Annotated in this window: 14 protein-coding genes and 1 pseudogene; 7 read left to right on the forward strand and 8 right to left on the reverse strand. The window is 34.0% G+C overall.

Annotated elements, in window-relative coordinates:
* Entirely contained in the window at positions 1–474 is a 474-nt protein-coding gene (locus SIB75_RS01705) for an EVE domain-containing protein (RefSeq protein ID WP_413683712.1), read from the reverse strand.
* A gap of 439 nt (positions 475–913) precedes the next feature.
* Between SIB75_RS01705 and SIB75_RS01710 the strand changes: the two genes are divergently transcribed.
* Positions 914–1,264 carry a hypothetical protein gene (locus SIB75_RS01710; RefSeq protein ID WP_413683713.1) on the forward strand — a complete coding sequence of 117 codons (351 nt, stop codon included), beginning with the start codon at positions 914–916 and terminating at the stop codon, positions 1,262–1,264.
* A complete protein-coding gene (locus SIB75_RS01715) occupies positions 1,261–1,716 on the forward strand; it encodes a hypothetical protein (protein ID WP_413683714.1) in 456 nt (151 codons plus the stop codon). Before SIB75_RS01710 ends, SIB75_RS01715 begins: the two co-directional genes overlap by 4 nt.
* Positions 1,717–2,278: 562 nt before the next feature.
* On the opposite strand, the gene SIB75_RS01720 is transcribed toward SIB75_RS01715, so the two are convergent.
* Positions 2,279–3,973 carry a DUF4214 domain-containing protein gene (locus tag SIB75_RS01720; RefSeq protein WP_413683715.1) on the reverse strand — a complete coding sequence of 565 codons (1,695 nt, stop codon included), beginning with the start codon at positions 3,971–3,973 and terminating at the stop codon, positions 2,279–2,281.
* A gap of 230 nt (positions 3,974–4,203) precedes the next feature.
* On the opposite strand from SIB75_RS01720, the gene SIB75_RS01725 reads away from it, so the two are divergent.
* Positions 4,204–4,668: a nucleoside 2-deoxyribosyltransferase gene (locus SIB75_RS01725; protein ID WP_413391650.1), complete on the forward strand. Its 465-nt coding sequence runs from the start codon at positions 4,204–4,206 to the stop codon at positions 4,666–4,668.
* Here the strand turns inward: SIB75_RS01725 and SIB75_RS01730 are convergent.
* The 6 genes from SIB75_RS01730 to SIB75_RS01755 form a co-directional block, all read right to left on the reverse strand.
* Positions 4,663–5,421 (reverse strand): amino acid ABC transporter ATP-binding protein, encoded by a 759-nt coding sequence (locus SIB75_RS01730; protein ID WP_413683716.1) that lies wholly within the window; start codon positions 5,419–5,421, stop codon positions 4,663–4,665. The two genes, SIB75_RS01725 and SIB75_RS01730, sit on opposite strands and share 6 nt — an antisense overlap.
* A 6-nt stretch (positions 5,422–5,427) precedes the next feature.
* Complete coding sequence (locus tag SIB75_RS01735) at positions 5,428–6,462, reverse strand: amino acid ABC transporter permease (RefSeq protein WP_413683717.1); 1,035 nt, start codon at positions 6,460–6,462, stop codon at positions 5,428–5,430.
* 3 nt (positions 6,463–6,465) lie between these two features.
* Entirely contained in the window at positions 6,466–7,365 is a 900-nt protein-coding gene (locus SIB75_RS01740) for an ABC transporter permease subunit (protein ID WP_413683718.1), read from the reverse strand.
* A gap of 18 nt (positions 7,366–7,383) precedes the next feature.
* A complete protein-coding gene (locus tag SIB75_RS01745) occupies positions 7,384–8,445 on the reverse strand; it encodes an amino acid ABC transporter substrate-binding protein (RefSeq protein WP_413684759.1) in 1,062 nt (353 codons plus the stop codon).
* 333 nt (positions 8,446–8,778) lie between these two features.
* Positions 8,779–8,982: a hypothetical protein gene (locus SIB75_RS01750; protein ID WP_413683719.1), complete on the reverse strand. Its 204-nt coding sequence runs from the start codon at positions 8,980–8,982 to the stop codon at positions 8,779–8,781.
* A 694-nt stretch (positions 8,983–9,676) separates the two neighbouring features.
* Positions 9,677–10,039: a DUF805 domain-containing protein gene (locus SIB75_RS01755; protein WP_413683720.1), complete on the reverse strand. Its 363-nt coding sequence runs from the start codon at positions 10,037–10,039 to the stop codon at positions 9,677–9,679.
* An 80-nt stretch (positions 10,040–10,119) separates the two neighbouring features.
* Between SIB75_RS01755 and SIB75_RS01760 the strand changes: the two genes are divergently transcribed.
* The 4 genes and pseudogenes from SIB75_RS01760 to SIB75_RS01775 all read left to right on the forward strand — a co-directional run bounded on the left by SIB75_RS01760 (position 10,120) and on the right by SIB75_RS01775 (position 13,209).
* Positions 10,120–10,329: a hypothetical protein gene (locus SIB75_RS01760; protein ID WP_413683721.1), complete on the forward strand. Its 210-nt coding sequence runs from the start codon at positions 10,120–10,122 to the stop codon at positions 10,327–10,329.
* 268 nt (positions 10,330–10,597) lie between these two features.
* A pseudogene (locus SIB75_RS01765) lies at positions 10,598–11,029 on the forward strand (ATP-binding cassette domain-containing protein); the annotation flags it as partial.
* 171 nt (positions 11,030–11,200) lie between these two features.
* Complete coding sequence (locus tag SIB75_RS01770; protein ID WP_413684761.1) at positions 11,201–12,457, forward strand: ABC-F family ATP-binding cassette domain-containing protein; 1,257 nt, start codon at positions 11,201–11,203, stop codon at positions 12,455–12,457.
* Positions 12,458–13,041: 584 nt separating this feature from the next.
* Entirely contained in the window at positions 13,042–13,209 is a 168-nt protein-coding gene (locus SIB75_RS01775; RefSeq protein ID WP_413683722.1) for a hypothetical protein, read from the forward strand.
* Positions 13,210–13,513: the final 304 nt, after the last annotated feature.

Raw genomic sequence — 13,513 nt, forward strand, 5'->3', positions numbered from 1 at the left:
TTATTTTTTCTTGAGCTTTTTGAGGAGCTCTAAAGCGATACTTTTATTAATTGGCATAATTGATAGTCTGTTTCCTTTTCGAACTAGAGTTAGTTCTTCAGACGTATAAGTTTCAGATAGCTCCTTTAAGGTAATCATATTTTTAAATTCACAAATATATTTAGTCTTTACACAATCCCAACGAGGGTTGTTTCTCTTTGATTTTTTGTCAAAGTACTTTGAATTTTCATCAAATTGAAATGGGTCTATTAAGTTTGTCTCAATAATCTCCATCAGACCAACTATTCCAGGGGGCTTAGTATTTGAATGATAAAAAAAAGCTTGATCACCAATTTGCATTGACCTCATAAAGTTTCTAGCCTGATAATTTCGAATTCCATCCCAGAGGGTTTCTTCTTCGTCTTGTAAATCTTTAATGCTGTAAGCATCGGGCTCACTCTTCATTAGCCAATAGTTAATTTCCTTTGATGCCATGGGATCTTAGCGATATTGCAATGTGTGGATGGTGTGTGGATGGCTTAACATTCTCACACCTATTTCTTTATTCTATTTCAGCACAAGTTTCAATTTAATAGTAATTTCTGCTAGGAGTAGGCTGAATACTTTCGATATTGTTTTGTAGACAGCATAAATTACGTTTCAAATAAAGGATTTACAATTTTTTATCAATACACCTAGAAATTTCTCAGTATTTATTGTTTTCGTCTTTTCGATGTGTCAAAGATTTTCAATATACCTATAAATTTATTGTCGTAATTATTTGTTAATGCTAGTATTTTTTCAATTCAAAGAAAGACTAGACCCATTATCAAGTTGTTGACTCAACCTCTGCTCTGATGGAGCGTCAGTATTTCCAAGAGACCATCTATATCTCAACTACATATCTGTAAAAAAAAAAGGAGGTTAATTAACCATGACACTTCACTCTAAATATTTAGAGGAAGATTTCAAGACGATCGAAGCATGTAAAAAGTATCTATTGCCAAAACATTTTGGTGATCGGAAATATTTTACTGCTTATATCAGGAAGGCAACCCGCAAGGGCATTTGGCTTGATGATGCGGTCTGTCTTGAAATTTGGATGGCGAGAAAGAACGCAAAAGCAGCAGGCTTTGATCGTATTTTTCAGAACCAACGAGCTTATGAAACTTTAGTCTCTAAAGATCTTGGGAAGTTCTCGAGGCTTTGGCAAGAAGCACTCATTAAAAGTGAGTACGGCGGTCAAATGCCTTCATGCTCTGGACTCGCTAATGCTCAAAGATGATGACTGAAACTGAAGTCATGCCAGTTTTTGAGACGGTAATTCTCACTGGTATTCAATACCATCGTCCTGATGGCGCCAAGCATGGATGGACGGTAGGTAAAGTCAAACGAGACAACTGGGGAGGAATTTGTCTTTTCCCAAATGAATCGTTTCCTTTGTCCGAAGTAAACAAATACATCGGCAAAGAAATAAGAGTTAAATCAAACGAAAAAGGTCAACTTCGAACCTCTTTAGTCATGCAAAAGCTAGAGAGTCTTGAAGAGAATGATGAACTAATTGCAGTAGCAATTCAAAACCTTGAAACGCGCTTAATGCAATTTCTTCAGACTAAGTTTGATGAAATGATGAAAGAGCAAATCTTGACTAATGTAGACATAAATAAGTTGAGACAAATCTTTTATCTCTGGAATCGAGAAGATGAAAACATCGAACACGCTATCCCAACGGATTAGTGACAGATGCTTGTCGAGAAGTTTTAAACGAGCTTTTAAAAACTTCTAAAGCAATCAAAAATTTAAAATTTTCTACTTATCAGGAATTGCAATGTCTTTTAAAAAAAGAATCACAATTAATGATAAAAGTAGGAAGATTGATAGCTTTTGATTTGCAACAAAGAAACAATCGATTCCTTAGATGATTTAAGGGGGCTTCAATAGCTCCCTTTTTTATTAATAAGACTAAGCTTGAATGTTTTTTCTGATATCAAGAGAATATTGTTGAGAAAACTAGTTAAGCAAACAGATTTGAGTTTTTAGTATTTTTTCTATCCACACAATATTCAAAGCCTATCCACACATTCCCCATTAATGAAGTGACTTCAGGGTGGTGCGTGTTTCTGTATAGAGTATTCAATCTTTCTCTATGTCTACTTTCTAGAGAGGAGTATGGGGTTATCTATGTCCCGTATATGTCGTTATATCAGCTCAGATATTTTTGTGGTTTTTTAAAGGTTTAACTTTTCTCTTTGCTTCAAAGACATCAGCTGTCTTTTTAGATGATGGAGATGTTTGCTCCTTATCCTAATCCAGTCATATCAGTAAAGAGTGTCGTACTCTCAGCTGATTGAGAGAAACCAAGAAGAACTTCATACCGCGTTTCTGCTCCACTATTGAGTTGCCCTAGCCAATAGTTCATGCCAATAGAGTCAGGTTCTCTCTGCAGAACTTCTTCGTATAAATGAGATACGAATTCTTGGTTATTTCTATCTTCCAATAGGTGCTCATTAAAGATATTTGATGCGGTTGTATTAAGTTGACTAAAAGTATCTTCAAAAGTATTTTTTTCAGCAGGATGAATTTCTAAACCAGTGATAGCATCTATATTTGATGTTTTTGTATCACTTGAAAGTTTGTAGCTTCTTGATGATGATTTGCTGAATTGCGCAATACTATTTTGAATACTCCATGAGGTATGAGAATTGTATTGTCCAATTTCTGAGATATAGTTTTTAGCTTCTGTCAGATTATTTCCTGTGATCCACGGACTATATGATTGAGGTTGATAAGCAAGAATTGAGGATACACTTGCTCTTACCGTTGCTGTATATGCAACAGCAGCATTAGTTTTTTTTGCAAGTGTTGATGCATCACTTGAGCCTCCAGGGTTGTTTTCAGCAGCCCAGATAAGGTCATTGGCAATAGAAGCAAGTTGTAAAACACCATTTTGAATTTGCTTGGCCCAATAGGTTAGACCAGTTATATCTGCTTCTCTATTGAATAGATTTAAGTAGATTTGATTGACCTGTGCTTCTGTAGTGAGTGCACCATTCACGTTGTTGAATTCAGGCTGCAAGTACATATTGGCCGCGAAAGCACTTCTGCTGATCCCTTGAGCAGTCCAATAATCTAATCCAGCTGGATCGCATGGACGACTAAAGTAAGCAATATAAAGTTGTTGTAATTCAGTGGAAGTTGCAGCAGGAGAAGTAGATGTAGATGTAGATGTAGAAGTAGATGTAGATGTAGATGTAGATGTAGAGCTAGATGTAGTTGTCTTTTCGGTTCCCCATACAAATTTAAGAGCTTCAATATCTAAATCTGTATAAAGAGGTGCTAGATCATTCGCAACTAAACTGTCTGTATCATAAGACATGATTGTGTCTTGCCAATCATATCTGTCGTCCAAAGGATCTAGAAGACTATTGAAATATGGGATTTCATCTTCTTGATGCCATAACTCCAATGAATGCCCTATTTCATGTTTAAGAGTATGAGCAGCATCATTCCCAAGATATCCATAACCATCTAGAAATTGTGTCGTTCCGGGTGCTTCTTCCCAGAAGATTTGGTACTTAGTTGTCTTAATAGTTTCGCTAACTTCCTCATCTATATGAAAATAGGCAACTCCGCGGAATGTTTCAGCATCAGCATCGCTTGGTAATCCTTTATAAATAGAGACATATGCATCATTACTGGAATAGACACGTTTAAAATCAATGTCTAACTTGGGATCTAAATCGCTGAAGATATTATTGATATAACGCTCTTCATCGTTAGATATCTGTCTTGTATTGACTGATACGTCACTAATACTTCCATCTAGGTTTTTAATTTCTATATTTTGATAGCTGTCATTGATGTAGTAGGTGAGCTCTTTATTAAATGTATTATTTTCATATTGAAATTGATAATGTAAATTTTCATAAGAAACTTCCTTGTTACTATCAAACCAACTGGGGGATAAGATATCTCTAGTAGTAAGGGAAGTCATGAATTGATGCTTACAGCGCCTTTCTTTGCAGCACTACTCGCTGTCTTTTTACTATATTATATAGATTTGGTAGTTTCTATTGGTTGAAAATTGTTGTATTAATGCTCTGGGAGTACTTCATCTAAAATTCTACTAATCATTTTTTGATATGCATGATCAGATCCAATCTTCAATTGATCAGTAGTTCCTTTTGGTTTATGAGTTATCTTTGAATTTATCTAGAAACTTTAATGACTAGAAAAATTATTTACTTAGCTTCACCATATGGATTTTCTATTCAATGGCGTCAGAAGCTTCTTCCTGAGTTCATTTCTGTTCTTGAAGGATTAGGTTGTGAGGTTTGGGAACCCTTCCAAAGGAATAGTCAAATCAACTTAGCTCAGAGAGGTTGGGCTCATAAGGTTGCTGTCGCTGATCTTGAAGATGTGAAAAAATCTGATTGTATTTTTGCAATAGTGAATGGAACACCACCAGATGAAGGAGTCATGATTGAACTTGGAGCCGCGATAGCATTGCGTAAACCAACTTTTTTGTTTCGTGATGATTTTCGTCGCTGTACAGATTCAGAAGATTATCCACTAAACTTGATGCTTTTTTCAGGATTACCTTCCTCTGATTGGCAAAATTATTTTTATACCTCTATAGAGGAAATTAGCGACCCTAATAAAGCTTTATTTCGATGGATTAATTCATGATTCTGAATAATGTTTATCAAGCTGATTTAGAAATTTTCTACTTCTCTCATGCCTAGCATTAGAAAAGAAAATATTTGGAGGAGATGTTTCTATGACTTTACCTGAATCCATAAATAAAACTTGATCACTTACATCTTTAGCAAAGCCAATTTCATGTGTTACTACAATCATTGTCATTCCTTGCTCAGCAAGTCTTCTCATTGCATCTAGTACTTCTTTAATTCTCTCTGGATCTAAAGCACTAGTGGGTTCATCGAATAAAAGTAATTCAGGCTTTAATGCTAAAGCTCTAGCTATGGCTACTCGTTGCTGTTCTCCTCCGCTAAGTTGACTTGGATATTTTTGGGCATGAGAATCTACTCCCATTTGACTCAAGAGATACATACCATACTCTTCCGCCTCGATTTGACGACGTTTTTGCACTTGTACGGGCGCGAGAGTGATATTTTCAAGAATTGATAGATGAGGGAATAAATTGAATTGTTGAAATACCATGCCTACTCTTCTTCTGATTTTTTGTATTTTTCTTTCATCGTGAGTGGAATCAACTTTTATTCCTAAAATATTTAGTTCTCCCTTATCAAAAGTCTCAAGACCATTAAAAGTTCGAATTAGAGTGCTTTTCCCTGAGCCTGAGGGACCCATTACTACCAGAACTTTCCCTTGATTAACTGTAAGAGAAACATTATCAAGAGCTCGTAATCCTTTGGTAAACGATTTAGTGAGATTCTTCGCAATAACAATAGGTTCCATGAATTATCAGAAATTGGCTTTATTAATGGTCATTCTTTGTTCAAGATGTCTTGCCAGAACAGCCATGATTGTACAAACAATCCAATAGACACAAGCCAGCCAAACATAAACTTCAATATATTGACCAATAAATTCTGGATTAGCAAGGATACTTCTGCCTACTCCTAGTAACTCCACTAGTCCTAAAATAGCCATTAAAGATGTATTTTGAAAAAGCCCAATAGATTGATTAGTGAGAGCGGGTAAAGCAATACGCAAAGCTTGAGGAATTAATATGAATTGAATGATTTGGTATTGATTTAGACCAAGACTATTTGCTGCTTCTATTTGAGTGTTGGGTATTGACTGTAGTCCGCCACGAATATCTTCTGCTATGTAGGCAGAGACAAATAGAGTAAACGCAAAGACCGCTCTCCAAACACGATCAATTTCTATTCCAAGTGGAAGAAATAAAGGTATTAGTAGTTGCCCAAAGAATAGTACTGCAATAAGAGGAATCGCTCTCATAACATCTATATAGATTGAACTTAGCTTCTGAATTAATGGTAATGAACTCTGTCGACATAGTGCCAAAAGTATTCCAAAAGGTAATGATAATAATGAGCTACAAACAGTTAACAGTATAGTTAGAGTTAATCCACCCCAATGTCTACTCATTATAGGCGATAGGCCCAACCCACCATAAAGTAAATATATACCCAACGGTATTGTTCCTATCCATGCTTTTAGTAGGTTTTTACGTAGCCATTTCCACTCAGGACCGCAAAGAGTAAAGATACTGAGTATGAGAAGGCTGATAATCCAAGTAGCAGGTCTCCATTGTTCATTAGACGGGAAACTGCCAAATGCGTATAAAGGAAGATTTGATAGTACAACTTCCCAATTAGCCTTAAATATGAGCCATGTAAAAGTATTAAAACAAGCTGCACTAATAAATAATATAATGAGCAAAGTAATAATAGTATTGAATAAATTTGAAAAAAAAGTTTTCTTTAGGTTCTTAAAGATAAATATTATTGAATTTATATTTAGTTTGAACATAGGTTAACTATATTTACGTGATTTTAAAATCAATTTATTTATAAATTCCATGGTATTAGTTATCAATAGATTTAATAGTAAGAAACTAACAAGTAATATAATAAAACATTCGATAGCTCTTCCTGTTTGATTAATAATAGTATCATTAATCGCGTAAATATCTGAATATCCAACTGCGATTGCTAATGTACTGTTTTTAGCAAGGTTAAGGTATTGACTTGTTAATCCCGGAATGATTGCTGGTAATGCCTGTGGAATTATTATACGGATAAGTCCTTTTCTTTCTGACAGTCCTAAGCTCCTAAATGCTTCCCATTGCCCTCGGGGAACAGAAAGAATACCTCCGCGGATTACCTCTGCTATGTAAGCACTCGTGAATATACTTAGGCCAAGTAATAATGCTAGAAACTCCGAGGAGAAAATTAATCCTGAAAACTCTATTCCTTGATTTGAAATGTTAAATATATTTTTTGTTTGGATAAATATATTGTCCTTTAAACCCAAGAATCCAACAAAATACCAAAACATAAGTTGAAGTAAAAGAGGAGTTTGTCTGATTATTGTTATGTAACCCGCCGAAATGAGACCTAGTAATGAGTTCCTGCCTGCTCTCGTGAAGCCTATTAGTGTTCCCAAGAAAGTAGCTAATATTAATGATGAGGCAATAACTTTAAGACTGTTGAGCCAACCTATAAATAATGCCCAAGCATAGCTATCTGATGAGGTGTAAGGTAAAGGGTGTTCTGCTAAAGCAAAACTTGCAGGTTTGAAAAGCCAGCTAAAATTAAAACCAAGACCTGTTCTTGTTAAATTTATTGTTAAATTATTAATTAGTATCCCAATCAAACCTAAAAAGATAACACATATTCCAAATTGCAAAAATATTTTTTGATTTATTTTCATTCCCGCAATAAATTATTTTTAGTTAAATGGTGGTGAAATATGTACACCTCCATTGTTATACAACTCATTTTGTCCTCTTGGAATAGGGACTTCGCTATTTTGTCCTAAATGTCTTTCGTAGATCTCTCCATAATTACCAGTTGAGCTAATTACTTTAACTACGAAGTCATTGCTAAGGCCAATTTTTTCTCCTAGTCCTCCATCAATACCTAGAAATCTTCTTAAAGGTTTTAACTGAGGATTATTCTTTGCAATTCTTACTTTCTCATCAATATTTGACTTTGTTATCCCTTGTTCTTCTGCCGATATAAGCGAAAAGACAACCCATCTCATGGCATCAGCTAGTTTCTGATCTTGGCCATCTGAGGCTGGAGCAAGTGGCTCCTTGCTTAATACATCCTTGAGAATAATGTGTCCTTTTGGATTTTTAAAACCAGATCTGGCTGCTGCTAATTGTGAACGATCAGAAGTCATTGCTGAACAACGACCCTGTAAATAACCAGCAACTACTTGATTAAGATCCTGATATTTGATTGGTGTATAAGGTAGTGAGGCACTCTCAAACGCATCATTTATATTTTGCTCAGTAGTTGTACCAGAACCTACACATATAGATTTATTTGAAAGATCTTTAAGACTGCTAATTTTACTTTCCTTCTTTACCATCAATCCCTGCCCATCATGGAAAACAACTGGTGCAAAAGTTAATCCATTTCCTCCTGAGGAATCTCTACTGAGAGTGAAAGTGGTATTTCTTGATAACAGGTCGATTTCCCCAGTCTTAATAGCTGTGAATCTCTCTGCTGCAGTTAGAGGCCTATATTGGATCTTTTCTGAATCTCCTATAATTGCAGCAGCAAATGCTTTACATATATCGACATCTAGTCCTTGATAACTTCCATCACTTTTCAGAAAACTAAATCCAGGAATCTTTCCACTTACTCCACAAATTAACTCATTGCGATTTTTTATTAGATTAAGTCTGGAACTATTGTCTTGAGTTGTTGTCGCACAGCCAGCTAATAGAGCTGCTAGACCAACTATTCCTGATACTAATCGGCGCATAATTTTTGTGATCATTAAATTAGATTTTCGCCAGATTTTTCTATTTCCTATGCAATTAAAGAAAATCTTTTGCTTTATCTTCATTGAAAGTTGTGATCTTAAAAATAAAGCCCGCTAAAACTTTTAAGCGTATTTAATAAGTTTAAATCTATTACTATAGATAGACTATTTGTCTTTATATCTAAATGAATAAGCTGAAATCAACGAGATTAATTGCTATGACGAATCTGCATCAGCTTCACTCCTCTTCATTAATAGTTGATTTCATCCCTATCAAATGATTTGAGTTTAAATATGGTGTATTAAAAAGTTTAGCAACTTTCCTAAATATAAAGAATGAGATTCTTCTTATTGAATATTTTTTCCGAAAGTAGATGTATTTATAAAAAGTATGTTTTGTGGAACAAGGTCCTTATTCTTTATACATTTAATCCATTCTCTGTATTCTTGACCAATAGCTAATTGATCACCAGTATTGAGATGGTCGGTTCTTTTAAGCATATGACATATGAGATCTGACATCGTTTCCTCGACAGATTGATGAAATGCCATTGGCTAAAAGTAGCTAATCTAAATTACCTTCTGAGATCAGTTTGTAAACTTCCAAGAATTTGGCTATAAGTAATTTTAATATTTAGATGAATGAACGTAAGCTCCTTGCCTGACTGCTATGAAAGCATCTAACCGCTGCTTAATAGATATATCTATTGAAAGTAGTTGAATTCAATTCAGCCTTAATTAAAACCAAATCTTAATATCTGCCTTTGACTTTTTTATTATTTGATCTGTGAATTGTATATATTCATTATTAAGAGTGAATCAACTTTTATTACATTAAAATTCCTTTACTATCTATCTTGCTTGAGAATGGAAAATATGGATTCCTAATACGATTTCAAACATTTGGGTATGAAAAATTTCAATACAAAAAAAATAACCAGAGCTTTATTAGTAATAGCTTGTCTCGCTTTCTCTTTGTTTATTGGTTTTATAATTAGTATTAATCTTATAGTCGATCCTATTATCTATTGGCTTGCTTCAACTGAAGGCGCTAGGATATTTATAAGCTGTATTCTATCTTGGTTTGGGGTGTCGACATTTTTCGACTTGTTTTATAAGCGTTATTGGCGTAGTAAAAGATTGAAAAGGTTTAATGCTCTTAATATCCCTTATCCTCGAACTTTTAAGGGTAGGAAATGAGTATTGAAAAAAACTAAATAATGCGCATAGCTTTAAAATACTTCATTTATTTTTCTGAGGAAGGCTGAGCAAATATATAAAGATTGTAGAAAGGAATAAATGAACAAAATGCCCATAAAACCAAGTTTTCCTTACCTATATCTCTCAGTCTTCTGATTAATAAAGCTATAAAAACTAAAAAAGATGGAATGCTATACAAATAACTCCAATCATATTGTTCAGCGATTGTATAAAAATCATTTGGATCATTAGCAAAGTTGTTATTAGATAGTATTGAAACTACAGCTCCTATGAATCCATCCAGGATAAAAAAATGCCAAAAAGGTATTCTACTTGTTTTATCTTTGTAATTAAAAATCTGACTCCAAGCCAGAAAGTAATTTGAAAGAACTCTCTCTAAAAAATTCATCCTTATTCTGATATGTATAAATAATTATGTAAGATCTTACTCTCAAAAGGCCCTAAAGTTTTTATCTCATAAATAAAATAATGAACCGTATCTTTCTTATGGCTCTATCTTTTTCTCTTATGTCTCCGATGGCAGTTTATTCTGATGATCGAATTTATGAAACCAAGAATATTTGTGGGCGATACTATGCAGTCGAAATTAACGGTGGTGATGCCGCAAGGTTATTAGGATTGAAAGATTCTGGTAGGGTCAACTCAAGAGTAGAGCAGTACTGCAATTTCTTTCGCTAAGTTTCTTTAGTATGCTTTCAGCTCTTGCAGCCCTATTACTTTCTTCGTAATTGATGTAACTGTTGAAATAGAATCTATTGGGTATTTAGCAATGACAGAAGTTAATTATAAATTTCATCTTCAAGCGTTGAAAAAGATCATGAGGACTAAGAGGGTTAATATTTATGAGTTAGCTTTATTTTTGGATGTGAGGACGTAAGCTGTGTTGATTAGTCTTGTTAATGCTTCAACAGACTTTGGAATAAAAAACCTTTTTAAAAATTTAGACCTTCATATAAATAAAAAAGAGAGACTTGGTTTAATTGGTCCAAATGGATCTGGTAAATCAACACTTTTGAGAGTCATTGCAGGAATAGAACCTTTGATGGAAGGAGAAAGGAGATGTTTATCATCTTTGCGGATATCTTTAGTTGGGCAAGAAACAAGTTACGACAGTGAAAAAAGTATTTTGGAAGAAGTTCTTGAAGGGTGTGGAGAAAAAAGAAAATTATTACTTAATTTCAGTCAGCTAAGTAGAAAAATTGCTCAAAGTCCAGAAGATGAAAGTCTTTTGAAAAAACTTGGTCAAGCTAGTGAACGTATGGATGCAGCTGGGGCATGGAATTTAGAACAACAATGCCAAGATGTTCTAAGAAGACTAGGTATAAGAGATTTAGATAAGCCAGTAAAAGATCTTTCTGGTGGTTACCGCAAACGAGTGGGACTTGCGGCTGCACTTGTTTCTAAACCAGATGTCTTACTTCTTGATGAACCTACCAATCACCTCGATGCATCTGCAGTGGAATGGCTTCAAAATTGGTTAGACCATTATGAGGGAGCTCTTGTCTTGATAACTCACGATAGATATGTTCTTGATCGCATTACTACTCGGATGGTCGAAATAAATAATGGAGAAGCTCGCAAGTATTCCGGAAATTATCGCCAATTTCTTCAACAAAAAGTTGAACAAGAACAATCAGAGACATCTACAAAGAAAAAATTTCAGGGTGTTTTAAGAAAGGAATTAGCTTGGTTAAGACAAGGTCCCAAAGCAAGAAGTACAAAACAAAAAGCACGTATTCAAAGGATTGCTGAAATGCAAGCGAAACCTAAAAATCATGTCAAAGCTAAATTAGAAATGAATTCATTGAGTAGAAGAATTGGAAAAATCGCAATTGAAGCTGAAGGTGTAGGACTTTCTTTAAATAATAAAGAGAATAATTTGGATCTTTTACATGAGTTCACTTATAGCTTTAGTCCGGAGGATCGAGTAGGTATTATTGGCCCAAATGGAAGTGGTAAATCGACTCTTTTAGATCTAATTGCAGGTAAAAGATTGCCTACTAGTGGGAAAATAAAACTTGGAGAAACTGTTTATATTGGCTATCTCGATCAACATACAAATGATTTAAATCAAGGGAGTGGCCTAAAGCGTAAAGTTATCGAATTCGTGGAAGAAGCTGCATTACGAATTGATCATGGAGGAAAACAAATTACCGCATCACAACTCTTAGAAAAATTCCTATTTCCACCCAGTCAGCAACATAGTCCTCTACTTAAACTTTCAGGAGGAGAAAAAAGAAGACTTGCTCTCTGTAAAATGCTCATACAAGCTCCCAACGTATTGTTGCTTGATGAGCCTACAAATGATTTAGATATTCAAACACTAAGCGTGCTAGAGGATTTTCTTGAGGACTTCAAAGGTTGTGTTGTAGTGGTATCGCATGATAGATATTTTCTTGATCGAACTATTGATCGAATTTTTAATTTTGAAAATGGTCACTTACGAAGATATGAAGGTAATTACTCTCGATTTCTGGAACAAAAAATATTAGAGGAGCGAAATAATGAAACCAAAGGACGGGATCAGATAGTTAATAAATCACGAAACAAGCGTGGATCAGAAATAAAACCAAGTCCTCAAAATAATATGAGAAAATTAAGTTTTAAAGAAGCTAAAGAATTAAAAGAACTTGATCTGAAACTACCTATGTTAGAAAAACAGAAAATATATTTAGAAAAAAAAATAACTGATAGCGATGTAGACATTAGTGAAATTAGTCGTCAATTAGCAGAGCTTATTGAATCTATTCAAGAATATGAGGATAGATGGATTGAGCTAAGTGAGTGGTCTGAGTCAGCCAAATGACAACGTAATTTTTCTTGTGACGTAGAAAAACAGCTAGATATCAAATCATCAACATTGACATTTTTGAGTGTAAATATTCTCGAAAGTAGTGATCACTTACTCAATTATCCTAACTGCCTACGAAGACCGCTGTTCGATTCAAGCCAAGGAGATGGGCTTGAGAGCTTTCAAGGAGATTGGACCATTGTCAAAATTTATTTCAATGGAAGATATTTTGTGTGTTGTAATTCTTTTTCAAAGTCTCAAATAAAGCTCACTCATAGGAGATTCAATTATTCAAGATAATTTCTTGCTTCTAATAATTTAATGCATCTCAATCAAGTCATATTTTAAGAATAACGTTATATTATTTTTATGCCTATTAAATATTGCTGAATTAGTTGAGTTGCCTAGTGATATTTTTATAAAATTATAAATGGCTTGTTTTCGTAGTTATTAATACAATCTGTAAAAGATTACGGTCTTCTTTAGGTCATTAGCTTTTGTTCTGCGGCATAGCAAATTTCTTATAAGAATTCTAATATTATAAAAAACTTGTTATGTGCAACTTTTAACTATAATAAGTTTATGTAGGCAGATGAATTGTGAAGTTGATTAAATGGCATAAATCATTTGTTGAACGTGCTCAAAAAGAAATGGGTATATCAAGCTATGCCCTTTATTGGTTTGGCTTCCTTGAGGGTGCTTTAGTTATGTGGTTACTTATGAAAGTTATTTCTGCTTTATGGATCAAATCTGAGTTTCCCTTTTAATAAAAATTTCTTTATATGTGAATTATGGAGTTTCTAAAAAAAATACCCCCAAATATTTATTTGATCTCTTCTTTAATTTTCATAACAACAGCTATTGCAGTTCTTTTTTTAGGGAAATTTATTTTTGCCATAATAACTTTGATAATAGGACTTTTTTCATTAATAGCTTGGACTTTTTTTGGATTATTTGAAGAAACTAAAAATACATAGATGCTAAAGGAACCTTTGATGTGAGGATATAGCTAGATAGCTAGTACCAAATTCTCATAATTTCAGTATCCACAAAGTGCTTGTTTTCCTTTTG

It is taken from the genome of Prochlorococcus sp. MIT 1011 (assembly GCF_047305235.1).
Classification (GTDB): Bacteria; Cyanobacteriota; Cyanobacteriia; order PCC-6307; family Cyanobiaceae; genus Prochlorococcus_B.

Coding starts and splice junctions, on each gene's coding strand:
- SIB75_RS01710 (WP_413683713.1), top strand. CDS start 914: ATGACACTTCACTCTAAATATTTAGAGGAAGATTTCAAGACGATCGAA.
- SIB75_RS01770 (WP_413684761.1), top strand. CDS start 11,201: ATGGTCGAAATAAATAATGGAGAAGCTCGCAAGTATTCCGGAAATTAT.
- SIB75_RS01715 (WP_413683714.1), top strand. CDS start 1,261: ATGATGACTGAAACTGAAGTCATGCCAGTTTTTGAGACGGTAATTCTC.
- SIB75_RS01755 (WP_413683720.1), bottom strand. CDS start 10,039: ATGAATTTTTTAGAGAGAGTTCTTTCAAATTACTTTCTGGCTTGGAGT.
- SIB75_RS01720 (WP_413683715.1), bottom strand. CDS start 3,973: ATGACTTCCCTTACTACTAGAGATATCTTATCCCCCAGTTGGTTTGAT.
- SIB75_RS01750 (WP_413683719.1), bottom strand. CDS start 8,982: ATGGCATTTCATCAATCTGTCGAGGAAACGATGTCAGATCTCATATGT.
- SIB75_RS01730 (WP_413683716.1), bottom strand. CDS start 5,421: ATGGAACCTATTGTTATTGCGAAGAATCTCACTAAATCGTTTACCAAA.
- SIB75_RS01760 (WP_413683721.1), top strand. CDS start 10,120: ATGAACCGTATCTTTCTTATGGCTCTATCTTTTTCTCTTATGTCTCCG.
- SIB75_RS01725 (WP_413391650.1), top strand. CDS start 4,204: ATGACTAGAAAAATTATTTACTTAGCTTCACCATATGGATTTTCTATT.
- SIB75_RS01740 (WP_413683718.1), bottom strand. CDS start 7,365: ATGAAAATAAATCAAAAAATATTTTTGCAATTTGGAATATGTGTTATC.
- SIB75_RS01745 (WP_413684759.1), bottom strand. CDS start 8,445: ATGATCACAAAAATTATGCGCCGATTAGTATCAGGAATAGTTGGTCTA.
- SIB75_RS01735 (WP_413683717.1), bottom strand. CDS start 6,462: ATGTTCAAACTAAATATAAATTCAATAATATTTATCTTTAAGAACCTA.
- SIB75_RS01705 (WP_413683712.1), bottom strand. CDS start 474: ATGGCATCAAAGGAAATTAACTATTGGCTAATGAAGAGTGAGCCCGAT.